Source organism: Mangrovimonas sp. YM274 (genome assembly GCF_030908385.1).
Taxonomy (GTDB): domain Bacteria; phylum Bacteroidota; class Bacteroidia; order Flavobacteriales; family Flavobacteriaceae; genus Mangrovimonas_A.
Genome location: NZ_CP133091.1, coordinates 1,783,522 through 1,809,118, shown reverse-complemented (window position 1 = coordinate 1,809,118; position 25,597 = coordinate 1,783,522). Strand labels below are relative to the sequence as shown.

General features: G+C 33.1%; 21 protein-coding genes. 2 read left to right on the top strand and 19 right to left on the bottom strand.

Annotated features, from left to right (window positions below; translation table 11 throughout):
- Window positions 1–164: 164 nt before the first annotated feature.
- On the bottom strand, window positions 165–1,388 hold the full coding sequence (locus RBH95_RS07925) for an AbiH family protein (protein WP_307902153.1): 1,224 nt from the start codon (window positions 1,386–1,388) through the stop codon (window positions 165–167).
- Between the two features lie 28 nt (window positions 1,389–1,416).
- Complete coding sequence (locus tag RBH95_RS07920) at window positions 1,417–1,884, bottom strand: hypothetical protein (protein WP_307902152.1); 468 nt, start codon at window positions 1,882–1,884, stop codon at window positions 1,417–1,419.
- Between the two features lie 112 nt (window positions 1,885–1,996).
- Here RBH95_RS07920 and RBH95_RS07915 point away from each other — a divergent pair, with 112 nt between their 5' ends.
- Window positions 1,997–2,623 (top strand): hypothetical protein, encoded by a 627-nt coding sequence (locus tag RBH95_RS07915; protein WP_307902151.1) that lies wholly within the window; start codon window positions 1,997–1,999, stop codon window positions 2,621–2,623.
- A gap of 655 nt (window positions 2,624–3,278) precedes the next feature.
- Here RBH95_RS07915 and RBH95_RS07910 read toward each other — a convergent pair.
- The 8 genes from RBH95_RS07910 to RBH95_RS07875 all read right to left on the bottom strand — a co-directional run bounded on the left by RBH95_RS07910 (window position 3,279) and on the right by RBH95_RS07875 (window position 14,608).
- Window positions 3,279–6,425 (bottom strand): type I restriction endonuclease subunit R, encoded by a 3,147-nt coding sequence (locus RBH95_RS07910; RefSeq protein ID WP_307902150.1) that lies wholly within the window; start codon window positions 6,423–6,425, stop codon window positions 3,279–3,281.
- A 9-nt stretch (window positions 6,426–6,434) separates the two neighbouring features.
- The gene (locus RBH95_RS07905; protein ID WP_307902149.1) at window positions 6,435–8,225 is read right to left on the bottom strand and encodes a DUF262 domain-containing protein; all 1,791 of its coding nucleotides are present in this window, start codon (window positions 8,223–8,225) and stop codon (window positions 6,435–6,437) included.
- A gap of 3 nt (window positions 8,226–8,228) precedes the next feature.
- Entirely contained in the window at window positions 8,229–9,260 is a 1,032-nt protein-coding gene (locus tag RBH95_RS07900; protein WP_307902148.1) for a hypothetical protein, read from the bottom strand.
- Window positions 9,229–11,103, bottom strand: a complete 1,875-nt coding sequence (locus RBH95_RS07895) for an ATP-dependent endonuclease (protein WP_307902147.1) — start codon at window positions 11,101–11,103, stop codon at window positions 9,229–9,231. The genes RBH95_RS07900 and RBH95_RS07895 overlap by 32 nt, the downstream gene beginning before the upstream one ends.
- 5 nt (window positions 11,104–11,108) lie before the next feature.
- Window positions 11,109–11,357: a WYL domain-containing protein gene (locus RBH95_RS07890; RefSeq protein WP_307902146.1), complete on the bottom strand. Its 249-nt coding sequence runs from the start codon at window positions 11,355–11,357 to the stop codon at window positions 11,109–11,111.
- A 19-nt stretch (window positions 11,358–11,376) separates the two neighbouring features.
- The gene (locus RBH95_RS07885; protein WP_307902145.1) at window positions 11,377–12,600 is read right to left on the bottom strand and encodes a restriction endonuclease subunit S; all 1,224 of its coding nucleotides are present in this window, start codon (window positions 12,598–12,600) and stop codon (window positions 11,377–11,379) included.
- Entirely contained in the window at window positions 12,584–14,155 is a 1,572-nt protein-coding gene (locus RBH95_RS07880) for a class I SAM-dependent DNA methyltransferase (protein ID WP_307902144.1), read from the bottom strand. Before RBH95_RS07880 ends, RBH95_RS07885 begins: the two co-directional genes overlap by 17 nt.
- Window positions 14,156–14,302: 147 nt before the next feature.
- Window positions 14,303–14,608 carry a helix-turn-helix domain-containing protein gene (locus RBH95_RS07875; protein WP_307902143.1) on the bottom strand — a complete coding sequence of 102 codons (306 nt, stop codon included), beginning with the start codon at window positions 14,606–14,608 and terminating at the stop codon, window positions 14,303–14,305.
- A gap of 323 nt (window positions 14,609–14,931) precedes the next feature.
- On the opposite strand from RBH95_RS07875, the gene RBH95_RS07870 reads away from it, so the two are divergent.
- A complete protein-coding gene (locus RBH95_RS07870) occupies window positions 14,932–15,504 on the top strand; it encodes a hypothetical protein (RefSeq protein WP_307902142.1) in 573 nt (190 codons plus the stop codon).
- Between the two features lie 1,141 nt (window positions 15,505–16,645).
- Here the strand turns inward: RBH95_RS07870 and RBH95_RS07865 are convergent.
- The 9 genes from RBH95_RS07865 to mnmE all read right to left on the bottom strand — a co-directional run bounded on the left by RBH95_RS07865 (window position 16,646) and on the right by mnmE (window position 25,539).
- Window positions 16,646–18,091: a S1C family serine protease gene (locus RBH95_RS07865; protein WP_307902141.1), complete on the bottom strand. Its 1,446-nt coding sequence runs from the start codon at window positions 18,089–18,091 to the stop codon at window positions 16,646–16,648.
- Between the two features lie 453 nt (window positions 18,092–18,544).
- On the bottom strand, window positions 18,545–19,825 hold the full coding sequence (locus tag RBH95_RS07860) for a DUF3987 domain-containing protein (RefSeq protein ID WP_307902140.1): 1,281 nt from the start codon (window positions 19,823–19,825) through the stop codon (window positions 18,545–18,547).
- 10 nt (window positions 19,826–19,835) lie between these two features.
- Window positions 19,836–20,360, bottom strand: coding sequence for a ribbon-helix-helix domain-containing protein (locus RBH95_RS07855; RefSeq protein WP_307902139.1), 525 nt, complete (start codon window positions 20,358–20,360; stop codon window positions 19,836–19,838).
- Complete coding sequence (locus RBH95_RS07850) at window positions 20,357–20,692, bottom strand: hypothetical protein (protein WP_307902138.1); 336 nt, start codon at window positions 20,690–20,692, stop codon at window positions 20,357–20,359. The genes RBH95_RS07855 and RBH95_RS07850 overlap by 4 nt, the downstream gene beginning before the upstream one ends.
- Window positions 20,693–20,712: 20 nt before the next feature.
- Window positions 20,713–21,027 carry a helix-turn-helix domain-containing protein gene (locus tag RBH95_RS07845; RefSeq protein ID WP_307902137.1) on the bottom strand — a complete coding sequence of 105 codons (315 nt, stop codon included), beginning with the start codon at window positions 21,025–21,027 and terminating at the stop codon, window positions 20,713–20,715.
- 212 nt (window positions 21,028–21,239) lie between these two features.
- Window positions 21,240–22,166 carry a hypothetical protein gene (locus RBH95_RS07840; RefSeq protein WP_307902136.1) on the bottom strand — a complete coding sequence of 309 codons (927 nt, stop codon included), beginning with the start codon at window positions 22,164–22,166 and terminating at the stop codon, window positions 21,240–21,242.
- The gene (locus tag RBH95_RS07835) at window positions 22,153–23,241 is read right to left on the bottom strand and encodes a site-specific integrase (protein ID WP_374047821.1); all 1,089 of its coding nucleotides are present in this window, start codon (window positions 23,239–23,241) and stop codon (window positions 22,153–22,155) included. Before RBH95_RS07835 ends, RBH95_RS07840 begins: the two co-directional genes overlap by 14 nt.
- Window positions 23,242–23,284: 43 nt before the next feature.
- Window positions 23,285–23,887, bottom strand: a complete 603-nt coding sequence (locus tag RBH95_RS07830) for a helix-turn-helix domain-containing protein (protein WP_307902134.1) — start codon at window positions 23,885–23,887, stop codon at window positions 23,285–23,287.
- Between the two features lie 263 nt (window positions 23,888–24,150).
- Window positions 24,151–25,539 (bottom strand): tRNA uridine-5-carboxymethylaminomethyl(34) synthesis GTPase MnmE, encoded by a 1,389-nt coding sequence (mnmE, locus tag RBH95_RS07825; protein WP_307902133.1) that lies wholly within the window; start codon window positions 25,537–25,539, stop codon window positions 24,151–24,153.
- Between the last annotated feature and the right edge of the window lie 58 nt (window positions 25,540–25,597).

Here is a 25,597-nt window from a genome sequence, read left to right as displayed (position 1 = left end):
GAGATTGAATGAATTTAGATTGGAGGGAACAAGGTAGCAAAAAATCACAAAGGATGGAGTTGAGTTGTTTATTTACAAGGGAATCTTAACCAATGCTGAAAGTTATTTTATTGGATAATTGTATTTAGCTTTTATGCTATCCTCATCAATAAGGGGAGCATTGCCTAAATTGACCTTGCGGTTATTACATTTCCCCGCTTCTTGTCTAAAAGGTGGTCATTAAGTGCTTTTGAATTAGATTTTAAGAAAATTAGCTGCTTTCTTTTACTCCAATCTCTTATTTCTTTTCTTCCCCTGATTTTTATCAAATTAGAAATTAGCTTCGTTTTTGAATCAGTATTGTGGTAGATTACCACAATTGTTAGCTGATATTTTAATTTTTTCTGAAACTCAAAAACTTCATTTATATATTCCTTGTCAGAAGAATCAAGGGAGTGTCCATAAAAATAGATGCTATATTCAGACTCATTATAAATCCCAACCTCCTCTAGAAATCGATGATCTGTATCATAAAGTAATGTTTGATGGGTTTTGGTGAAAGGAATAAAATCGGAGGTATCTATCCCCATTTCTGGAATTTCATCAATCCCTAAAACAATTTTGTTTTGTTTTGAATCTGTAATACCGTGTATGTATCTATTGTCTATACGTCTTCTATATTTAGTGAAATCAAATAGCGCCTCGAATGAAGGGGTATAATTAAATGTGAAGTGGTATTCAATTAGAAGAAATTGGGAAAGGTCAGGCTGCTCTTTTATATTATTATATAGGGGAATAACAAAGGTTTCTAAATACAGGTTGAACAGCTTTTTGAAATCGTTTAGAGACCTGTTTAAATCTTCTGAAATTTTCTGAAAATTAAAATCATAAAATTCTTGGTGCCTCATTATAATATATCGAGGACTGAAAAATTGTGTCCCAAGGTCTCCACCGGAGAAAATTCCGAATCTTGCTAGCTCGATAGAATCAATTATGCTTAGGCCAACTTTTTTTGGATGAATATGGGGTGTGGAATCTTTTGCTAAAATTAGTTCAGGGTTTTCTTTTATTTTCTTAAGTGAATTCAATATTACGTCAAGTAAATATTCAATCCTGTTTTCAAAATCTATCCAAGTATTTATTCTTGACTCATTTTGAAAAAAATTAAACCACAGGTTTGATTGAGCAATTTGTATCATTTCTACAATATTTCTCTCATTGAATTCAAATGCATTATAATTCTCAAAAATCTTTAAGGAGTCTTCACCAATATAGCCGTATACATCTTCAAATTCATGTGGGTCTGGAATTAAAAGATAATCTGTAATATCCATGAAGTGTTTGTATAGGGTTGGGAGGTGAAGACTTCTATCAAAGCCGTTGCCAGTAATTAAAATTTTTGTCATCATATATGTGGTTGGTTTTGAAGGATTGTTTCTATATATCCTTTGTTTTTATTGTGGTGTTATGTACTTGTTTCGCTCCAATGGAGGTGATTATGATGAGGAGAATTGTAAATCCAAAATATAGTCCAAGAAATCCTTTAAGGTTAAAAACCAAAAGCGTGTAATGGCTAATAATTGCACTTACTGCAATCCAAATACCTAACAGTAAAACTTGGAAGGCTACAGATATAACAGTTACACCGAAATCATACATGGCTCTATCTTTTTTTTCTGGGGTATTGTCAATTTTGTCGAAGTTCATAGTTATCCAGGCATATAAACATGAGGAAAGAATATTAAAACAAAATGCAAAACAAGATAAAGTAAAAAGATCCAGACTTAAATACAATTCTTTGTTGAATAGGAAAAATGCCACGTACCAAAAAGGCATAGGTATTAAATAAGCAATAAATGATTTAAGCTTTTCGGGGGCATCAATAATATCTTTTAGGTAACTCATGGATGATTTATTAGTCGGTCATTTAGGTGAGTAAAACTAATGAAAACATTGTACGATCAAGTTGTTTGGTGTGTTGATTTTTTTATTTTTAACCAAAACCAATTAATTATTTATGTCAATAGATAAGAATCCAAGAAGAAGTGTTTTTGGCTACGTTGGGGGAAGTTATAACCCTCTTGATTATTTTGAGCTTAGTGTTGTAGGGAGGCTACATGTTTATACAGAAGAAATAAATAAGGTGTGGGAATATATTGAAACGGCCAAAGAAATGGATAGTCAACGCAAATTGATGAAACCAGGAACAGTAAATCCATTTGTGCGGATCAAGTTCCAGTGGGCCGCTAGGGCTGCGAGAAAATGTGCTATTATTTCATTTTCTACATTGTATAATGTAGGCTTTGAGGCAAAAGGGAAAATTGCTAAGAATGACAAAATATTTAGAAGTAAATATTTAGATAAATTTGTTGATATAGCATTTCCAATATCCGAGGATCGTATTTATTACAGAGAATTAAAGGATAAAGCTTTGTGGTTAAGAAATTCTTTGATTGGCCATGTTGATGGTGAAGCAAAAGATTTACAAATTGGGATGTCAATTGCCAGCTCAAACCAAGTCTCGATGGTTGCTGAAGATGATATTCTGGAAGAATTTGATTTTACATCTTTGGCGAAGTTTTCAATGAAAATTAAGGTAGTGATAAGTGATTATTTGCTAGGTAAGATTAAATTGGAAGAATAAAAATTATCATCATAATGGCTAATAATTTTAAATATCTTGTTTTGAGCTAATATGTCAACGAAACCACGAAAACCAAGTAAATTAGGAAACATTATAATTGCTATATTATGCTTGATAGCAGTCTTGCAGCTTGTAGCAATTGTATTTAAAATGACTTGAATATTTCTGAGATTCTAAATTTAGATGGGTTGGCTTTTATGTTCCTATTGTAGTAAGGTTTTTAGTATATTTAGTTGTTTAATAAAAGTAAAATTATGACTTACCAACAAGCAAAACAGATCAAAGATGAAACAGGAGCTTTTATAATGAACGGAGATCTCAGGTTTAATCTTCTAATAGTTCCCAAATCTGTTCATGATATGGTTGCTTTTTTTAGCAACTATGAGGAGGATTCTTATTCGGACGAGGACTGCATTAAGTATTCCTCAGATAGTGAATATGTCCCTTATGCATATATAAGTGAAGAATCAAGATATTTACTAAGGAGTAAGTCATAGCTAAATATTTTTATGAGCCCTAAAATCGGTAATAAAAAGCCCCATAATTTGGGATGTTTATCATTTAAAAGTCCTCTTTTTCAAACCTAACTACAGAGAGGATGATATCTTAAAATGAATTAATCAAAACCACATCTGACAGTCACAACAAATAAAAATCACACCCTCTGATACTTCTTAAAATTCTCAGCTTGCTCAAAGATGTCTTTATAGACTTCATCACGCTCTACTGGTGGATAACCATACTCGTCTAATAATAAGATAAGACCAACTTTAAGCGCAGCTTTTATATCATCACGTTTATTCCAGTCTGGAAACTTAGCTTCGCTTTCAACCAATATTTTAACTGCTTTTGCCAATGTAACCAGCTTGTCTTCAGGATAATTGAAATCATATTTAATGCACAGTTCTTTTAAGATGTCGTAAAAGGCTTTTTCCTCAAAATCGATACCTAAATCATCGCCTGCCGAAAACTCTTTGTGTACTTCCCAAATTAAGTTAGTTAGCTGTTCAGCCATTTCTTCATACACCTCACTTCTCAATACATCATCTTCTTTTCTTTCGTTGTAACGCTCCACTAAAGCTTCCATTTTTCTTGAAAAGTCACCCCCTTTAACTTTGTTAACCTTTTTCATTTGGCCTATAGCCTTGGCTAATAACTGTTGTAGTAATTTAATTTTAGTATTGGGAAGCTTAATTTTATCAATTTTTGCTAAGTAAGCTTCATCGAAAATATCCTGCTCAGTCTGGTTGTCGTCACCTAACTTGAATATTTCTTCTACCCCTTCACTTTGCAACGCATCTTTAATCATGTCTCGCACCCTAGCATTCATTTGTGCGACATCGGGGGCCTCACCTCTTGTTAACTTAAACACGATCGAACGAACAGCTAAGTAAAAATGGGTATAATCACGTTCCTTCTGTGTTAACTTTTCACTACCAGCACAAATATCATAGGCCGCTTTTAAACGCTTTACCAAGCCCATAAATCGGGTTTCTAGGTCTTTTGTGACTTGTACAAATTCGGCAGCTGTGTTCAACGTATTTAGCTGTTCCAAAGCGGTTCCGTCGAAATATTTAGTACTATCGAATTTATGAAACACCTTAGATAATAAATCTAGATGATTTCTAACTACGATAAGCGACTCAGCTATATCTTCAAAGTTTTCTCTATCGCCCTTATTATACATAGCTAAAGCAAGGTTCATTTGCTTTTTGATGCCGATATAATCGACGACTAAACCTTTGTTCTTTCCTTTAAACTTGCGGTTAACACGTGATATCGTTTGAATTAAATTATGGCGTTGAATAGGTTTATCGATGTAAATACTATCTAAAAACGGTACATCAAAACCAGTTAACCACATATCAACAACAATAGCGATTTTAAAATTTGATTTTTCGTTTTTAAACTGCCTATCCAGTTCTTTTCTATACTCTTTCGTACCTAGAAGATTATACATGGTTTCATCATCATCCTTACCTCTGGTCATTATCATTTTAATGCGCTCCATCGGCTTAATCTCTTTCTTTTCCTTTTCAGATAATTCTGCCCCGTCTTCCGCTATCTTAACTTCTGCCCATTCTGGTCTAAGTGCAATGACATTTTTATAAAATTCGTATGCTATTTCTCTACTACTGCACACAAACATCGCTTTACCTTTAACCGTAGCCCCTTCATTTATCCTGTTTTCATAATGTGTAACAAAATCCTCTGCGATAGCTTGTAATCGGTCTGGGTCGCCAAGGATAGCATGCATATTAGCCGACTGCTTTTTACTTTCTTCTACCTGATACTCATTTGCACCTTCTTCTGCAACCCTATTGTAGTATTCCTCAATTTTTTCTAATTCGGTGTTTTGAAGAGCTACTTTTGCGGCACGACCTTCATAAACAATTCTAACGGTGATTTCATCGCTTACCGACTCTTTCATTGTATAAGCATCTACAACACCACCAAAAACATCTAAAGTTGCATCTACTGGCGTTCCTGTAAAACCTACAAAAGTTGCATTTGGAAGCGAATCGTGTAAATACTTTGCAAAGCCATAGGTTTTCTTAACGCCTTTTTCTGTTACACGGATTGTCTGGTCTAAATTGGTCTGACTTCGATGGGCTTCATCTGAGATACATACCACATTAGTACGTTCCGTTAGCAACTCGGTATCTTCAGTAAACTTATGGATGGTTGTTAAAAACACGCCACCACTCTGTCTACCTTGTAACAAGGTCCTCAATTCTGCCCGACTATCAACACTTTGTACTACGTTATCGCCAATGTAATTTTTAGCATTGGTAAACTGCCCAGATAACTGGTCGTCTAAATCGGTTCTATCGGTAATTAAAACAATGGTTGGACTCGAAAAGTGAACACTTTTCATTAACAAACGTGTTAAAAAGAGCATAGTGAAACTCTTGCCACACCCTGTCGCCCCAAAATAAGTTCCACCTTTACCGTCGCCTATTGGTTTTTGGTGTTTTATAACATTATCGTAAAGCTTATTTGCTGCATAATATTGAGGATAACGACAAACAATTTTTTCGTCCTTTTTCGACGTGTCTGGAATATAGATAAAATTGCGAATAATATCCCTTAATCGGTTCTGATTAAACATACCCTGAACCAAAGTAAACATAGAGTCTATACCATCGACCTCTTTGGTCGTCCCTTCAATTTTACGCCATGCATAGAAAAATTCGTAGGCTGCGAAAAACGACCCTGCTTTGTTATTAACACCGTCGCTTATTACACAAAACGCATTATACTTAAAAAGCTCTGGTATATCTCTTCTGTACCGTTCGGTTAGTTGCTTATAGGCATTATGAATAGTAACATTTTCCTGAATAGCCGTTTTAAATTCGAACACTATAACTGGCAAACCATTAACGTAAAGAATGCCGTCTGGAATACGCTTTTGTGAACCGACTATTTCAAGCTGGTTCACTATTTTGTATGTATTATTGTTTTCTTCGGAATAATCGATAAGATAAACCCATATATCTTTCTGGCTTCTATCGTCTCGCTTGAAAGCAAAACCATCCGAAAGCTTTTTCATAAATGTTTTATTGCTTTCATATAAGTCTGAAGCAGGCAGTAACAGAAGCTCTTTTATGATATGATTCGCCTCTAACTCGGTTAAGCCATCTTCTTTATACTGATTTAAAAGAAACGCTCTTAAATCGTCTTTAATGACAACCTCTTCTGGTTCTCTTTCAATTACTTTACCTGACACATGTGGTATGCCTTCTTGATTTAATAAATCTATAAATGCCTGTTCTAATTGTGCTTCGGTAAATTTTTTCATGCTTTGTGGTTATAATGTTTCGTAAAACCCTTTTATTTTTTTTGCCATCAATTCTCGTCGTGTCTTTAAAAATTCATCATAATCGGCGTATTCTGAATTTAATATCGAAGAAGGAATATCATTAACGACAAGATTTTCTTCTAAAATATCACTGTTATTAATGGTACTTATATCAAACTCTTCGCTTTCAATTTGGTTTATAACCTTTGAAAGATATTCCTTCGGTGGCATTTTACCGACTTTAATATTGGTAGATTGCTCGGTATAAACAAAATTAGCCACCTGATTGTACTGACGTTGAATAAACTTATTGTCACTTAAGTATTTCTTTGGAAAAATATGATGTATATCTCCACGCTGTTCTATCAAACTACTTATCTTCATGCTTTTTGACAGAAAGGCTGTTGCATTCGCATTACATTGAGCCGCCAAATAAACATTGTAAGCATTGTTATTAACACTTGAAGTTTCTAAGTCTGAAACTAAACCGAAATCCCAAAAACCTTCTCCTAAGTGCGTGCGTTCCATTTGCTCAAGATAGGCCTGTATGCCTTTTTCATTGATTTGCTTAATATCTTCATCAATCATAGACTCGGAAGAACCAGAATAACGACCAATTAGCAAAGACATAATCAACCAACGTTTCACATAATGTTGTACTTCCGATTCTGGCATACCATCTTTTCTCAATTTTAAATATAGTGCATACGAAAAATTAAGACTGTTTTTAGAAGAAATAAGTTTATTATGTATAAGCCCTGTTGACTCCACCAACATTATAAAACGCTGATAATTCGTTTGGTTAATAAAATCCATTAGTCCTTCAGACAACATTAGGTAACTTCTTTCTGCAATATCAGCTTGATAACTTCTTGTTTCGAAATTTCTACCCGATAATAAAGCAACCAAATCGCTAAACTTACCCCTGCTAAATTTATAGGTGTATGACACACGTAATACATCTATATAGTCTGGGACATACAAATCGTCTTTACCCGTTGCCATCCATTTCATGGCCTTGTAATACTCGTGATTAGCAAAACCATTATCGTTATCTAAAATATGCTTATTAAACCCTTTATCAACAATCAGCCTACAAAAGTAATCAACCAGCTTACGCATCTTGTTACCGCCATTAATCTCATCGGCTGCAATTTTAGACATAACAAAGTCTGCATTACTTAACACCACTCCCTTTTGGTTGATACGAATAAATATTTCTGTAACCGTATCAATATCTAAAGAATGGTCTAACTCTATAATACCTACCTGCTTATTTTTAATCCGTTTCAGATTTTCTATACGCTCTTCTACGATATCTTCATCCGCTTCTGGATTAGCCTTTAGATATGTTCTTATCGCCTTAGTAATAGATACTTCATCATTAATAATAGGGTTAATATTATCAATCCAATCGCTACTTTTTTCTATAGCTTTATTTAAGACCTCAAACTTTTCATTTAATGGGTTAAAAGCTATTCTAATATTTACTTCTTTGTAGTTTTTATTTAATACCCTTTGCCCAACTATTGCGGCTGTTAGTGCCGTAATACGTTGCTGTCCATCGATAAGCACCTTTTTACCAGCTGATAATTCACCATTCTTTAATTTTACATCAGGATTACGCCATGTAATAATATACCCCACAGGATAACCTTGATATAAAGAATCGATTAAATCTCTAACTTTTGCCGATTTCCAAACAAAAGGACGCTGTATTTCTGGTATCGCAATATCACCTGATTTTATCCAGCTTAATAAGGTTTCGACGGGTTGTTGGTGTACAGAATATTTTGCCATTCTCTATAATTCGTTTAAATCCTTTTCAATCAATTTATACTGGTCTTTGACTTCTTCTCCCATGTAAAAGTCTAGTAAATCCTTTTTAGTAAGTGTTCCTGTTTGTAAAAACTGAGTTAGGTATTTTTGATTAAAATCCATTAACAGCATAGATTTTTCTATCTGCTTTAAAATTTCCTTATTGTTATCTATATTTTTTTCAACTAAGGTTTTTATCGCTTTAATTTCATTTATATCCTTAATTATTCTTGTAACTAAAACCACTAAAACATCTTTATCTAGTTCTACTTCTTTCGCGTTTAAAGCTATATCTCTAGCCAGCATATATGCGATAACCAAGTTGTTATAATCGCCTTTTTGCGAGTCTATAATGGCTACAAAACCAATTTCTGGAATAAAGCCTACATTTTCCGTAAATTTTAAAATGGAATTATCAACTAATGAAATATCGAACACAATCAAGCTAACTTTAGAATTTCTGTTAGCATTAGACTCGATAAGCTGACTCCAAGCGGTATCTGTCTTTCTTATGAATATATCTTTGGTATCAATCGTGCCGAGCTTAACACTTTTATCAAACTTACATTCTATGGCTATTTTTAAATCTGGTTCGCCATTAACTTCGCAAATAATATCCCCTGTTTTATTTTTAGCCAGTTCACCAGCTGCATTCCCTGTAAGTAATGCTCTATCCTTTATTTTTTTACTTTGAAAAAACTCGTTTAAAACCTCTGCAATCTCATCTTCTGCTAAAGCCCCTTTTATGGTTGACTTATAAAAAAGCTCCTTTTTCATTTCAAAAAGCATTTTAAGGCTTTCTAATTCTGTACCTAGCTCATTCGTCGTTTTTGCTAAAAAAGATGAAATACGGTCTTCCATTAACGCCAAAACCCCAATATACAATGCTCGTACTAGCTTTTCATCTCGCTCGCTGGCTGGGAGCTTGTCGAAATAATTAAATACGATTTCGTTATCTAATTCAAACTTTTGAAGTTCTACTCTTTTAAGCTTCTGATTCAGTTTTAATGTCGACATAACTCTCGAATATTTCTTTTAATACATTATTTTCTATAATTTCCTTCCAGTCTTTTCCAACACCGTCCCAGCCTTCTTCAATATCCCAATTATCCTTAATAAAAGAATATGCTTGGTAAGGCTTATTCCCAGATGGAGGTTCATACCCTAACACATCTTCCATACAATATTTCAACATTAATCGGTCTTCTTCTGAACCTAATGCATCGGAAATGGGTTTATTAAACTTTGTTGCTCCAGCAACTTGATCTTCATCGTTAATAACAAATGGCTGGAATCCTAAAGCTTTAAGATATTTCACTAAAGATATTATGGTTGCTTTACCTCGTGCTTTTATTATTTGATAATCTGCATCTACAACTTTCTTAACAGGTAAAGGTAATCTTCTAATAGTCTCCCTAAAAACTACATCTTCAGTATCACCCTCAACGATTATCAAATGTTTAACAAAAAAGACCCTCGCGATGTAATCATCTATTTTTAATATAAACTTTATTTGGTCTTGTTCTTCTGCTATTAAATCATTATAAGCTTGTGTTGTATTGAAAGGATTAGAATTTGAAGCAAATAATCCAAATTTTTCGTTTAAAGATATTTTCAGAAGATTAAGCACCTGTTTTGGGTATTTATCCTTATCTAAATCTTTCCCCAAATCAATCATATACGGGGAATGCGTTGTACAAATAATCTGAGACGTTGATGCTACGGCTAAATTGTATATTTCATTTCTCATGCTATTTGCAGCATTCGGATGGAGATAAATCTCGGGCTCTTCGAACCCTATAATCAAATTCCTGTCTGTTCTATCCTTTCTTTCTAGATAAGTCGACCTAAATCTTAATAAAGCAAATGCTGCTGAACGAATTGAACCTGTACCTTGCCTATCTGGCGATGTCTTTATATTACTTGACATTTCTATATTAAAATGAGGTTTCAATATTTTATCAGCATCATCCAATTCAGTCTTTACATGCAACCCTGTTTCTGGAAAAACGTTACCAACTATCAAATTTATTTCCTCTAACATTTTACCAAAATCTTTGGTCTCATCCGTCGGATCTAATTCTTCGGCAAGTTTATTTAAATATTCTTGTGCCTTCGCAAAATTCTCAGAAGTATCACGTACATCATCAAAAAGGCTTTTCATAACCTTTTGTAATGCCCCTGACTTACCATCAATTTCATCCTTTCTATCTTCTGCTGGTATAAACAAAAATCTAGGAAGTTTAGATATGATATTACCAACAATTCCTCCTGGTCTATGAAACCATTCAGAACTATCATAATCATAATCCCAAATTGAGGTAAGCTCTTCTAAATCCCCTTCATGTGCTTTAACTGTTATGTTTTTATTTAAATCAATCTCATCTCCAAAAACAGCGGTTAACTCATCTAAAGATAGCCCTGAGTCAATAAAATCTTGAGCTTTTTTGCAAGCTTCAAATTCTACTTTTAAAGCTCTTTTATATTCCTTTAAACTATGAAGACTTTTACCATCTTGTGTATATTCCTTTTTAAATAAAATATATCGCTCAATTTCCCCGCCTTCAATTTCTCTTTTTAAAATCCTTCCTTTAAACCCTCTCCATGTTTCAGCTTCCTCTGGCAAACCTACGTATTCCGCTGTAAAAACAACCTTTTCAGAACGATAGCCAGATTCCTCATCGTAAAAAAAATCCAAAATAGACAATCTAGTTTCTCCTGAATGAAACAATTCTAAAGCCTTTAAAACAGCACTTTTACCAACGTTATTTTCACCTATTAAAAAAGTAGCGTCACCAAATAAATATTCTGCATCTAAAACTCTTCTAAAACCACTTATTTCAAACCTTTTTAACTTCATAACTATTAAAATTCAACCGACCATCTAGGTTCATAACTATTCTCTGTAATTTCAATATCATTTATTGAGTCAATAATAAAACCACGAATACCGTCCTTTTCGATATCGTACCCATAAAAGTATTCAACCCCATTTTTTTCTCTAAAACTATAAGGTTCTACTTCTCTCCAACCTTCATTACTACCGTCCTTTTCGGTGTAATCGATTTGAATTGTTCTTAAGTTTTGGCCAGCTTCGATAATTAAGTCTTTCATGATTTTATCATTTATATTTTTAAAGTTTAGTCATTTTTGAAAGCAGTAAATTCTGCAACAATTTAAGATTTTTAGTTTGAGTCGATAAGTTAATTAACTCATCATTTATTGGCTCTAAAAGCCTATCAAACACTTTTAATAATTCAAGTTTAGGCCTCAAAAGCAAAACTTTCTCAAAATCGGATTTATTAAGCATTGGCATGGTTGAACTTCCCATTGCAATAGCTTTTATTTCATCAGCAATAAATGTTAAATGATGAAATAAGTAATCCGTATAACATTTTTCATAACCTATAATCGAGTTCATTTGTTGATTTGTAATACAATTATAATTTGTAACCACAATTTTCCCCATATCGGAACCTATACAAGTAACAATTATCGAACCTTTTGGTAGAACTTTATTCGATAACCTATTAATACCAGATTTTGATAATTTCCTTACAGAACTTAAAGCGAACTTGTTATAAAATTTGAAATCACCAGGTGTTATAAAAAGCATTTCATCACCAAAATCTTCAGGATTTTTTGAAGAAGGGGTTTTTCCTGTAATAACCTTACCAAAATCAGATATAGAAGCAGCCTCCCACCCCTCAGGAATTTCCTTATCCAACTCCTCGTTATAAACCATCTCACCACCAGACGACTTATAAGGCTTACCTTCCTCATTCGGAAACTCAAAATCCACAAACCAATGTTTATATAGGGCTTGTGCAGTTTCTTCCAGTTTTTGGTTAAATTGTTTATTAAGTTTAATACGATTAATAACCGTATTGTATTCTGCTACAATTTCTCGCTGTTTTTCAATACTTGGGACAGGTAACTCTACCTCACACATTTCGTCATAATCAAAAAACTCATGTGCTGAACCATGTGATTTAAAACGAGCATATCTATCGAACTCAGGGCGTCTAAACCACATCATTAAATATTCACTATTTAAAATATTTTCATCTTTAGACCTGAATATTCTATAAGATGGTGAAACAATGCAATCCTTTCCTTTTCTAAGAGCAATTGATATTTTATCACCATTTCTGGTAGTTGCTCTATTAAAAGCAAATTGTCCTTTTCTAACTATCCTGTATTTTGATAAATCAACACCTATAGTATTAGTCTTAGCTTTTTGAAAATATTTTTGATTGCTTATCCCTCTAAGCATCGAATCAGAAATCTCTCTTTTTAAATTTTTCTCATTACAAGGCTCGATGAATTGCCCTAATGTTTTATATTTCGATTTCAAACCCTAACTCTTTAAAAACGTTTAACAATTCTTGCTTAGAGTCGGCCTCTGCTTTTAGTAAAACCTTCATTTCACTTTGTAAGTCTGCCATTTTTTCATTGAAATCTATATCCTCATCACGATTTGCAAATTCAATATACTTACTTGGCACTAAGGAATAATCCTTTTTAGCGATTTCAGCCACATTTACTGAAGCACAGTATTCTGGTACATCTTGGTAGTCTTTATCTTCTTGCTGCCAGTCGTGGTAGGTTTTAGCAATATCAACTATATGCTTTTCACTAAATTGAATGTATTTTTTTTCGAACGGCTCTCCTATTTTTCTTAAATCCATAAAGAGAACATTGTCTTCGCGATCTCTATAATTTCTAACAATATTATCAGGAAGTTCAACGGTTCTGGCTTTTTTATTACAATTAACAATCCAAATTGTAACACTAATATCCGTAGTATAAAACATACTACCAGGAAGTATCAAAATAGCTTCAACTAAATTATTTTCAATTAGCTTTTTTCTAATTTTATATTCGTCTCCACCACCAGACAACGCACCATTCGAAAGAATAAAACCAGCAACCCCATTACTTGACAACTTAGAAACCATATTCAAAATCCAACCGTAATTGGCATTACTCTTCGGCGGCACATCGTAACCACGCCAACGTGGGTCGTCCAGCAACTCATTGTCGGCTCGCCAGTCTTTTTGGTTAAATGGCGGATTAGCCATAATATAGTCGGCTTTCAGGTCTTTATGCTGGTCGTCGGCAAAGGTATCGGCTGCCTTTTCACCTAAATTCCCAGAAATACCACGAATAGCTAAATTCATTTTAGCAAGTTTATACGTGGTATTGGTATATTCCTGTCCGTAGATAGACACTTCCTTTTTATTACCGTGATGGCTTTCAATAAACTTAATAGACTGTACAAACATACCACCAGAACCACAGGCAGGGTCATAAATTATACCCTTATACGGCTCAATCATTTCGGCTATTAAATTAACGATGCTTTTAGGTGTATAGAACTCCCCTTTTCCTTTCCCTTCGGCAATAGCAAACTTAGATAAGAAGTACTCGTAAACACGCCCTACAACGTCCTGTTGTTTGTCTTTTTGGGTATCAATGTTATTTATGGTATCCAATAAAGCCGCTAGTTTGCTTTTATCTAAACCTAACCTTGAGAAGTAGTTATCGGGCAATGCGCCTTTTAAAGCTGGGTTATTCTTTTCAATGGTGTGAAGTGCGGTATCTATTTTTAAGGCGATATCGTCCTGTTTAGCCTGTTGAATAATATAAGACCATCTGGCTTCTTCTGGTAAAAAGAATACGTTAGACATGTTATAGAACTCTTTCATTTCTAAAAACTTGTCTTTGCCTTCTGCTATAAGTTCTGCTCGGCGTACTTCAAACTTATCACTAGCGAACTTTAAAAAGATAAGCCCCAGTACAACGTGCTTATATTCTGCAGGCTCTACCGAGCCTCTTAATTTATTTGCGGAGTCCCAAAGGGTTTCTTCTATTGATTTTTCTTTTTTTGCTTTAGATGATTTGGACATTAATATATTGTAAGAATTGGTTGTAAATTTTAAAGTCTAAAAATAGGAATTCTGCATTATACAGCCTTATGGGTTTCCATAAAAGAAGTTAATTGTTATGAACAGATTTCAAAAAAACGAACTAGCAAAGAAAGAGCCATCAAAAATTCAACCTCCTCTCCTATATCTGAGCGATTTCACCTCTTTTAATTTTAAAGCATCCTCTAAATCCTTTCTTTTAACATAGCACCTCCTACCAATTTTAAAGGCTGGTATATAGCCCTTTTTAATGTAGTTACTAACTGTTAACTTTGAACATTTTAATTGTTCTGCAACTTCTTGCATAGAATAATTTTCAACTTCTTTTGCTTTTGACAAAATAGCCTCAAGTTCAACTTTCAAGTCCTTTACAATCATATCCCTCAATTCCTCTGGGGTTATATTGTGTAATAAAATGGTTTTTGAGTTTTCCATGACTTCATTTTTAGTATTCTCATTTTTAAATTTAACACAACACTTTAAGAAAAACTACTCCGTTTTATCACACGACCTTTTTATAATCATCTGATATACAAAAAACAAAAATAAATCGTAAGAAAAAGCTGTTTTTTGCAGGAAGAAACAACTATTTTTGCCCAAAATAACCCTATATAAACCAAGACCAAATACAGTTGGCTTCTTTCAAATGTCAAGAATAATTACAAGGCATCCAACTTGAAAATCAACAAAATGAAATAGTAAAAACATTCAATATTGAATAAAAGACAACCAGAAATACAAATTAAAATAATTGAACTATGAAATTTAGAAATTTACTTTACACAGTTGGCACAGTCTTAACTTTGTCATCCTGTGCAAAAACACCTTTCTATCAACTTTATGATGTAAAACCAACAAATGAATCAATAACCAAGTCCGACATGCTATTTTTTGAAGATGAAAATTGCAAAATAACATATAATCTTTGGTCTCATGGCGGTAATATTGGTTTCAATTTTTACAATAAAACTGACAGTAAGATTTATATCAAACTAAATGAGTGTAATTTCATTTTAAATGGTTTTGCATACGATTATTTCAAAAATAGAACATTTACAACATCTGAGAGCAATTCAGCTTCGACTTCTAATACATCAATTGGTTCTGTTGCAGTAACTGGGGTAAACGTATATAATAATATACAGACAAACCAAATTCAAAGTTCAAGTTCCGCTAATCTTAGCTCATCTGTTGGGTATTCTGTTTCTACAATCGAAGATTCTATAATTTGCATCCCATCAAAAACAACAAAAAGAGTTTCTGAATACTCAATAAACGAGGCTTTAATAAGAAATTGCGATTTATTCAAATATCCAAGAAAAAAGAAATAAAGACGGTATCATATTCAGAAAATGAAAGTCCTATTGTATTTAGTAATAGAATCACGTATGAGATAAATGGCAACCTAAAAGAGGTGACAAATGAATTTTACGTTTCGAAAATCACCAACTATCCTGAATCGGAATTTTTCGAAACTAAACATAAAGAGTTTTGTGGCCAAAAAGGTTCTTTATCGACAAGTTATTTTAAATACTATGACACGGACAAATTTTATATAAAATATTCCAAGGGTTCAGATTATTGGAAGCACTAATAAATTAAGGTAGTATCTCACTAAGTGTGTAAAGTTTAAATATCGAGGGTCAAAAACTCTCGATATTTTTTTTATTTAGTTTTTTCGGAATAGTATCTAGTGCGCCAATTTCTTCTTTAAACATTGTTTCGTAGGAGCTTAGAGAATATTTAGGAAAGTTATCCGCATTTAAACTTGTCTTACACAATTGTAATACATAATGTATTACACTTTGTAAGACACTTGTATTACATTGATAAGGAAATCATGTCACTTAACCACCATAACAACTGGAAACTGGAAACTCAATAAAATAGAATATATCCTCATACAGAATTGATTTTCTATCCTTTAAACAGATAATTAAGGAATAATTGAGTTTCCAGTTTCATGTTGCTTTTAGTTTTTGGGCCATTTTTTTTGATATGGTGCTTTTATTTAAACCTGAAATTTCAGCTACGGCTTTTTGTGAGGCAATATTTATGGGCTTTGTGCAATGTTAATAGGGAGAGTTAGCCAAGTTTATTTTTTAAACATACCTTTTTTGGTTATTTTTGAAACGGTTGGTTAATGGAAGTTCTAATACTTCCACCTAAAGAGAGCCCCTTTTAAAGGGCTCTTTTTGTTTATTTTTATGATGATCTTTCTTTCTGATGTGTATTCCTTTTTGATAACTAAATGCCAATAATAAAAGAGGAATCTTAAAAAGTAGTATCTGGCTAATTGAACTTGTATTACAATTGTAACACATGACGTCATAGATTTCTAAATATTTGAACTCAAATTATTGTAAGCCGTTTGTATTACATGCTTAGAACAGAAGTTTATTTCAATGGGATTACATATTTCAATCACAAATCCCCCAAAAAATGTACCCAATTATTATTACCCTAAATTCCCTATTTTACTTTAATCATAACAACATATTCCGATAAAGTCTTTATTTGATCTGTCAAACCTTTACTTTCAAGTGTTGAATTGTTAGGTAAGTCAATTTTATTGTCTGTCGAGTCGACCAATAGTTTTAAATAACTTGTTTTAATTGCATAGTTTGCGTTATCAGCTAACTGTTTATTTATACCAGATGATGTTATCCCCACTAAATTTCCTTTTTCATCAAACAAAGGCCCCCCACTATTTCCAGGTTGTATTGGAACAGAAATTTGATATGTAGTAATATCTCCTTGAAATCCAGATTTAGAACTTATTTTTCCATCCGTAAATTTTATTTCGTTTCCCATTATTTGAGTTAAAGGATAGCCAAGAGCAAAAACAGAAGAACCAACATCCTGAATGTTCGTGTTAAAATTGTAATTTAAATTATCCAATGGCTCGAAATCAGAACTTGTGATTTTTAAAATAGCCAAATCATTTTGTCGGTCTGTACTTATTATTTCCGCTTCGTATGATTTTGTTTTTCCTTTAATTGTTAGATCAACTTCAAAAACATTCCCTTCATTAACCACATGGTAATTAGTAACTAAATAGCCTTTTTTATCGATAAAAAATCCTGTTCCCGAACTTTTCCATTCAGTTGTTAATGAATTACTTGCTTCATCATATGTCGGATAAATTTTCAGATACATGTCTTTGTCCCTCCCATTTTCAGATAAACAAGACATTGTAGCTTTATCAAAAGAGAGAATTATGTCTTTGTTGTATGATTTATTTAACATAAACCAGTCTGCTTTGAAAATACCAAATTGGGCGGTTTTAATTAAAGTAGCTTTTATATCACCTTCATTCCAGTTGGTTCCACTAGCTCCTGAGAGATAAATTATCTTGTATTCATTTTGTTCCTTTAATACAGCTAATTCATATTCTAAAGAAGTTCCTATTTTCTCATAAATCCCTTCAATATCTTCTGATCCGTTTTCTGCCCAGTGTTTTTTAAGGTTTGACTTTGTCCAATCCGTATCTGGTCTTCTTGAAAAGTCATTATCTAAAATCCCCATATCACTTAAGGCAATAAATCTATCTGAATCTAATTTTTTGGTAACAGGCTTCGTTTCTTTTTCTAATCTAAACCCTAATGCCCTAGGTGTTCTTGCTTTAACTTTGAAGTAATAAATTTGTCCATTCCTCAAATTTAAGCTTACGTCTTCTTTATAAGTTTTTCCATCTGTTATCGTGAGTTTTGTAGGTTTGATATTGAAAATTTTCAATTCTAAATGCCCGCCATTATCAATTGGTGTTAAATAAACATCATTAAGAAGAATTTTTACGCAATCATTACACCCTATTGTAAAGGCTTTTGTTCTATAAACATTAATAGTCGCAAAATCATTTTGAGCACAAATTGTTATGCTAAAAAAAATCAATAAAATGTGTAAAATTTTCCTCATTCAATAAGTTTGTTTAAGTAACGATAAAACACATAAGATGACTGCTATTATGGATAAAGCTAATACTTTTGCATACATGTGGCAGGAAGAAACCATGTCCTAAATGCTGCAAAACATCCTAGTTGATTTTATAGCACCAAAATACTAAAAAAGGATAGAATTATTATGAGGATTACCGTAATCCTTACTAACAACTCTGTTAGTTCTTATTCCATAGGAGCTTAGAGAATGTAGCAAATATAGTCCGCATTTAAATCTGTCTTACAGTATTGTATTACATTTTGTAAGACATTTGTATTACATAGATAATAAAATCAAATCATGTCACTTTACCACCATAACATCTGGAAACTGGAAACTCAATAAAATAGAATATATCCTCATAGAGCATTGATTTTCTATCCCTTAAACCGATGTTTAAGAAATAATTGAGTTTCCAGTTGCAGGTTGCTTTTAGTTCTTTGGCCATTTTTTTGATATGGTACTTTTGTTTAAACCTGTAATTTCAGCTACCGCCTTTTGTGAGGCATTATTTTTCACTGCCAATTGTATTACATCCTCAACTTTTGGTAATACATTTTTAGATTTCAAACCTTGCTCAAAAAGCATCTGAAAATTAAGAAAGTAAAACTCATTTAATTGAATAGCCAAATGCACTATGTCAGCCCCCATGACAGTACCAAACGTAGAGTTGGCGGCATGCTTCATAATAAAGACATTGATGCATAATTTTTGAATTGAGATCTGCATTTTAGACATGTACTCCTTAATTATCGATTGCGCCTTACTTTGTCTTACAATCAATTCCTGCGTATACCTAAACAGCCTATCTTCAGCTTGAGGAGACATGGTTATTTCAAACTGCTTGTTTGTCTCTTCTGGTCTTTCACTTTGCCTTTTGTATGCTAATACATTTTTAATGGAAGAAGCATACATGTCTAGTACTTCAGAATCAACATCTCCTAAAGTTAACTTATTACTGTGGGTTAACTTTGGGGTGAACAATAGCCTATCTATAAATCCGCTTTCCAAATTGCCGTGAGCAAATAGAAAAGGAAGAAATTGATGTTGTAATCCACCTATTAGTGTTGGATACGTTTCCTTAATCCTATAGCTATCGGTCGTTTTCCGAGATATGTCTATATGCCCGTTAGTATAGCCTTCAAGAAAAAAATTTCTCCATTCTTTACCATCTCGACTTGAAGAACTGGACATTTTCTCAATCAACCCATAGATCTCATCCATTGAAATTCCAATTGCATTCGGATTTTCCGAATGAATTTTATACGCTGCCTCAATTGACGCATTTTGAATCAACATTTGTTTTCTAACGGGAGGAGGCTCTTCCTCCTCATAACTCCCCATTTCAGAGAGGTGATCATCATAATCCCTGTCATCCATTTCTTTTATCGGGCGTATGGCCAATTTAATAGCTTCGGTTTTAGCATCTCCTCTGCTTCCTATTATTGTATGGTAACAATTACCATAATTTTTATACCCCAATCCTTTAACAAAAAAAGTAAGACCTGTTGCTGTGGATATTGCATACAGTATAGAACTCAAAGTATACTCCTTGGGGATTCTTTTATGTAAAAAGCCCTGCTCAATTAAATCTCTGTATTCATTTGGCAATAGAGAGATTATATAATTCAATCTCTCTATTGTTTCATTTAACATACTTTCAGACGACACAACTTCTATATCATCTGATTTGTCGATAACTCTATCTCTCATACTCTAAAAATCAATCAATTTCAACGACCCGATTATTATCTTCATCATATCTTATGGTATGCATGAAATAGGCTAATTTTTCATAGTCAAACCCTCCTGGATTATTCTTAGGAAAACTAAAATCACTATCATACCATTCCTCTCCCCACACATAGGTCTCTAACTCTGCTAGTACCTTATTAAACTCAATCAAAATCTCAGGGGTAAAAAGAGGATGGTTATTCATTTTTCTCAACAACTTGATATGTTGAATATAAAATTCTGTCCCTTCATTTATTTCTGGATCCTCTCGCTTCCTATAAATCCAAAAGATAAGTTCAGTAAAAGACAATGACTGTACTAGATTTAGGTTAGGTCTGTTTTCAATTTTAACTATAGTATCATTCTTTAACTCTTGAGTCACATTAGTTCCTAAAAGATTCTCTATTCCCTCTCTGATAATTTCGGATTTTGGTTTTTCGTGAAGCATGGCATAGATTTCCAGGTCTTGATTTAGTTCCTCACTTACTCTAATGGTTATACTTTCTTTTTTCATATGGTTGATTTTTTAATTAGATACACAAGTGAACCTATATTTGGTTCATCACTCTCTTCAATTATTAGGGTGATATTATACTGGTTAATAGAATTATCTTTCCGGTATAATTCATCAATATCGTTTTGAATTATCACCCAATTAAATCTTGGGTCCTTTTGTAGTTTACCATAAATCAAACGAACTAGATTTATCAAACTTTGAATTGTCCGATAAACAAGTGAAATATGACCATGCTCCACTTGAGCCCTTGAGGCATCTACAAAAAATTTATCGAACAATTGGTTGATCTCAGATTGAGATAACGCCTTTTTGTTTTCTACGAATTGCATTCTTAATTTGCTTTATTTAATTAAACAATTCTGTTTTTGGCAAGATATTCATCCACCCTGGAATGGATATCTAATTTAGATGCTCTTTTTCCAGATGCAATCCATTCCATTAACTCCGATTTTAGGAAGTATAACCTTTTCCCCTTTTTACTATAGGGAATTTTGTTTCTATGGACCAGTCCATAGACAGTAGGCTTTGTTAATTTAATAACAGAGGCAGCCTCATCAATTGTAAGGAGCTCATCCTCATTAACACTGTTTGAAAAAATAGAGGTCTTTTGTAGCCTCTCGGTAATTTGCTCAACAAGGTGATTTATCCCTTCCTCGTCAAGCATAAAAATTGGTTTATGCATAATAATGCTTATTTTAATTAATGCCAGAAACTCTTTCTAGCTCGAGCAAAGTTTAGACTTTTATCACTCCTGCTAAAGGGTTTCGCATGCCGTTCGCATAAACAAAAAAAAGCCCAACTATCTAATAGTTGAGCTTTTACATTAAGACAAACAGTCTATTCCTAGCCTATTTTCTTTTTATTTTATTTGTTTTACTATGTAATGCGAAATGTCTTTTTCGCCAAAAGCCTATTCAATTCTTGAGAAATAATAGGAACATTCATCCCTTCTAATTTGAATTTTAGTTCATTTAAAAATTCTTCATTATATATCTTTTCACTATAGCTCACCCCCTCACTAACCTTTCTATAAATGGCCGTGTTCTTATAATCCACACCTGTGAAAATTTTATAATCAAACAACCCATTTGTGATTAAACAGATTCTAATGAATTCAGCCGTTGACATATCACCCCCATGCGTTTTTAAAATATTCAATAACAACAACTTTTCATCATTATTAAATAATTTCAATTTACTATTAACCTTGCTAATATCCTCTAGTTCTTTTGGCGTATATTTTTCAATGGATTTAGGCAATGTATCTGGAAGATTGAGTTCTTCCTTAGCACGCTCAGAATACAAACTATTCCTCATAGTTTTATACTCAACAGAAGATTCTGGAAGTATCCTCTCGAAATCCTTCAAATAAAAATACTCGTACATACCAGATCTATAAACCAATTGATAATACAAACGGTAATTTTGAAAATGCCTACTGATATCCTCTAAACTTTGTGATAACGCCAAATCAGCCACAAACTTTTTATAAGGATACCTGTTATTATCATAACAGTTTTCCATTTCACCTTCTAAAACCCATTTAATTAAATCTTCTGGATTATCGCTTTCATAAAATTCTCCTCTATTTTTAAAAATTAAAAAGGGCTCTTTATATTTAGTTTCAAACTCATTTGAAAAGCTTTCTTTCCTATAACTATTTATCCAATTCAATATGTTATTATGAAGAGTATTATAATTCTTACTTTTCTTTTTTGCTTCCTGAAATTCTTCCACTAATTTCCTTTTAACTATATTATTTGCTTTAGTATAGAAATAATTATACGTTTTAAGATAACCCATTCAAGTTTAATTTTATTCTGTTTGCCGCTTCTACTTTATTCTTATCCAACACCTTTGTATATATTTGAGTTGTGGAAACATTCTTATGCCCGAGCAATTTTGAAACCGTATAGATATCAGTACCATTAGCCAGTTGAAGGGTTGCATAACTGTGTCTGAAATTATGAAAAGTGATCTTCTTATTTATTCCTGAATCCTCTATCCACTTTTTTAATGGTCTCACTATTTGAGAATATTTTATACCTGCAAATACCTTACCTTCTCTTGTGGGTTGCAACATCAAAATCTCATATGCTGTTTCTGAAATAGGATGATTAAATAAGTTATTTGTTTTCTTTTCTCTCAACTGTACATAACACCCCTGATGTTTATCATTATAAATCTTTTCCCAATGAAGATTTTCTATATCCACAAACCTCAATCCAGTTAATGCAGAAAAAAACGCCATATGCTTAATTTTTTCATCCTTAATCTCTGTATTCCATAGAATGCCTAATTCTTCTTCAGTTAAATATTCTCTATGGGTCTCCTCTTCCTTGATATACTCTGCATGCAATGCTAAATTGGTCTCTGTTAGATTTTGTTTATAGGCCTCCTTTAGAACCCTGATGAATTTTTTGTAATAGGAGCCCGCTGAATTTCTAGACAGCTTTTTTTTACCTGTTCTTAAATTATCTGTTTTCAACAGAAATTCTCTAAATTTTTTGACATGTAGAAGGGTCAAATCAGTTGTCTTTAATTTGGTACCTGCAAAAGCTTTGAAATACTTCAAAGAAGCATTCCATGCCAAATAATTATTCCAACTTCCTTTATCCATATATTCCTCGACCATTGTTTCATAAAATGCCGCAAAATTAATGTTCAAATTCACATTCTCCTTAAATCCATATTCCTTATCGCGGAGCTGAACCAGTCTCTTTGATCTAATCAGTTGAGCAAACTCAATAGTTTCTTTATTGTGAGCCTTTTCTATTTCGGTTTTTGGGTCATTATATATTTTAAGCTTTAAAAACTCCCGTCTCGTTTCCTTACCTGTTTCAGGATTTATGATTGCGGGATAAAAATCTAAATACAAACTAGATTTGTTGTTCGCTATTTTTTTTTGCCTTAATGTTACATTAACCATCGATTTCTGTTTTAGTTGGTACTCCTAAAAGTTTTTTTATATCTGTTTTTAATACATATACATTCCTCCCCTTTTTAAGTTTCTCAATCCCATTTGCCTTGATATGGCGTTCGACTGATTTAAGAGATAAATGATAATAGTTAGGAATCTCACCAATTGAATAATAATTCTTTTTATTAAAAAAGCGAACCTTATTTGATATTACAGGTTTTTCATCCTGCGCTTTTCGCATCTTTCTTTCTTGGGAAGCTTTGCAGTATTCATTTATAGCTTCTCGAGAGATCACAACTCTGCTTCCAATATTAAAACTTTTCAGTTCACCTGATTTTGTCACCCGCTTTATGGTCGACAAACTTACATTCAATAAATAGGAAGCGTCTTTTAAACTTAAGAACTCTTTGACCTTTATATCTTCCAAAATGCTCTGAAAAGACTGAGCAACCATCTTCCCTTCTGAAATTCTCTCTTGACGTCTCTTTTGTTTCTCCTTTTCTTTATAATGTTTCTGATTACAGGCATGACTACAATAACTCGTTTTCAAAGTCTTTGCTTTAAAATTCTTGCCACAAAAAGTACATTTTTTAGAAACTAACATACGTCAACTATTCATTTTTTAATTATTTAATTTTCAATTATTTAAAAATTAAAAATGGTTATATAAAGGTCATAAAGTATCATATTAAAAACATACGACATATTTTTACCAAACATATGAATAAATTATAACAAAAGGTACAATTGAGGTACAAAATTTAACAAAAAATGGATTATTTTCGAAAAATCACGAAAAACACAAATACAAAAAAACCCTTATTTTATAAGGGTTTTAGATATTTTCTTTTGTAAAGCTATGCAAGATTATTTGCCGATACAGAAATTAGCAAAGATATTTCCTAATAATTCATCATTAGTGACTTGCCCAGTTATTTCTCCAAAATGATATAAGGCTTGTCGTATATCAATCGCCAACAAATCGCCAGACAATCCCGTTTCCAAACCGTATTTTACCTTTTGGATTTCCTCAAAAGCTTTTAACAGGGCGTCGTAGTGGCGTGAATTGGTAACGATGGTTTCGTTATTCCGCAACGCTCCTGTATTAATTAAATCGAGAAGGTTTTTGGTCAAGTCTTCCACCCCTTCTCCCGTCTTGGCAGACAGCATTTGTATTTCAGGAATTTCCGCTCTCATTTTAGCCTGTTGGTCGGCATCGATTTTATCCACTTTGTTGGCTAAAATAATCAGTGGTTTTTGTGGGTATTTGTTTTTAATTTTTTCAAGCTCTACCTTAAACTTGGCACTTTGTTCTTGGTATTGAGTACTATCAAACAAATAAATTACCACTTGGGCCTGTTCTATTTTTTCAAAAGTCTTTTTAATCCCAATGCTCTCCACAACATCTTTAGTATCCCGGATTCCGGCCGTATCGATAAACCTAAAACCGATACCTCCAATAGAAATTTCATCTTCAATGGTGTCTCTAGTGGTTCCTGCAATGTCACTTACAATGGCACGCTCTTCATTTAGTAGAGCATTCAATAATGTAGACTTTCCAACGTTAGGTTCGCCTACAATGGCTACAGGAATTCCATTCTTGATGACATTTCCAACCGCGAAGGAATCAATCAATCGTTTCAATACAAAAACAATGCGCTCCACCAATTCCTTAAACTGACTTCTATCGGCAAACTCTACATCTTCTTCCGAAAAATCCAATTCCAATTCTATCAAAGAAGCAAAGTTTAACAGTTCTTCACGCAATTTGGCAATTTCCGAAGAAAACCCACCGCGCATCTGCTGCATGGCTACTTGATGTGATGCTTCATTGTCACTGGAAATTAAATCGGCTACAGCTTCTGCTTGGCTCAAATCTAGTTTACCATTTAAAAATGCCCTAAGGGTAAACTCCCCCGCATTGGCCATTCTGCAACCACGACGCAAGAACAATTGGATGATTTCCTGCTGAATGTAGACACTACCATGGCAAGACACTTCAATAACATCCTCTCCCGTATAGGAATTCGGGTTTTTAAAAATGGTTACCAAAGCTTCATCCACCACTTTGTCATTGTCCACAATATGACCTAGATGAACCGTATGGGTACGTTGTTTGGACAATTCCTTTCCAGAAACAGATCTAAACACCCCGGAAGCAACACTAATGGCTTCTGGACCAGACAAACGTATCACAGCAATAGCGCCACTTCCTGATGGTGTAGCCAAAGCTACTATAGTATCATTATGAGACATGACAAATAATTTTTAGGCAAATGTATTGCAAAATTGCTGTTTCTGCCCAAAAGCAAAC

Bases quoted from the DNA above. Each gene is read 5' to 3' on its own strand.
- RBH95_RS07865 (WP_307902141.1), bottom strand. From the start codon at position 18,091: ATGAGGAAAATTTTACACATTTTATTGATTTTTTTTAGCATAACAATT.
- RBH95_RS07920 (WP_307902152.1), bottom strand. From the start codon at position 1,884: ATGAGTTACCTAAAAGATATTATTGATGCCCCCGAAAAGCTTAAATCA.
- RBH95_RS07845 (WP_307902137.1), bottom strand. From the start codon at position 21,027: ATGCTTGACGAGGAAGGGATAAATCACCTTGTTGAGCAAATTACCGAG.
- RBH95_RS07890 (WP_307902146.1), bottom strand. From the start codon at position 11,357: ATGAAAGACTTAATTATCGAAGCTGGCCAAAACTTAAGAACAATTCAA.
- RBH95_RS07860 (WP_307902140.1), bottom strand. From the start codon at position 19,825: ATGAGAGATAGAGTTATCGACAAATCAGATGATATAGAAGTTGTGTCG.
- RBH95_RS07875 (WP_307902143.1), bottom strand. From the start codon at position 14,608: ATGGAAAACTCAAAAACCATTTTATTACACAATATAACCCCAGAGGAA.
- mnmE (WP_307902133.1), bottom strand. From the start codon at position 25,539: ATGTCTCATAATGATACTATAGTAGCTTTGGCTACACCATCAGGAAGT.
- RBH95_RS07855 (WP_307902139.1), bottom strand. From the start codon at position 20,360: ATGAAAAAAGAAAGTATAACCATTAGAGTAAGTGAGGAACTAAATCAA.
- RBH95_RS07880 (WP_307902144.1), bottom strand. From the start codon at position 14,155: ATGTCCAAATCATCTAAAGCAAAAAAAGAAAAATCAATAGAAGAAACC.
- RBH95_RS07915 (WP_307902151.1), top strand. From the start codon at position 1,997: ATGTCAATAGATAAGAATCCAAGAAGAAGTGTTTTTGGCTACGTTGGG.
- RBH95_RS07910 (WP_307902150.1), bottom strand. From the start codon at position 6,425: ATGAAAAAATTTACCGAAGCACAATTAGAACAGGCATTTATAGATTTA.
- RBH95_RS07830 (WP_307902134.1), bottom strand. From the start codon at position 23,887: ATGTTAGTTTCTAAAAAATGTACTTTTTGTGGCAAGAATTTTAAAGCA.
- RBH95_RS07900 (WP_307902148.1), bottom strand. From the start codon at position 9,260: ATGTCGACATTAAAACTGAATCAGAAGCTTAAAAGAGTAGAACTTCAA.
- RBH95_RS07905 (WP_307902149.1), bottom strand. From the start codon at position 8,225: ATGGCAAAATATTCTGTACACCAACAACCCGTCGAAACCTTATTAAGC.
- RBH95_RS07850 (WP_307902138.1), bottom strand. From the start codon at position 20,692: ATGCAATTCGTAGAAAACAAAAAGGCGTTATCTCAATCTGAGATCAAC.
- RBH95_RS07870 (WP_307902142.1), top strand. From the start codon at position 14,932: ATGAAATTTAGAAATTTACTTTACACAGTTGGCACAGTCTTAACTTTG.
- RBH95_RS07840 (WP_307902136.1), bottom strand. From the start codon at position 22,166: ATGGGTTATCTTAAAACGTATAATTATTTCTATACTAAAGCAAATAAT.
- RBH95_RS07925 (WP_307902153.1), bottom strand. From the start codon at position 1,388: ATGATGACAAAAATTTTAATTACTGGCAACGGCTTTGATAGAAGTCTT.
- RBH95_RS07895 (WP_307902147.1), bottom strand. From the start codon at position 11,103: ATGAAGTTAAAAAGGTTTGAAATAAGTGGTTTTAGAAGAGTTTTAGAT.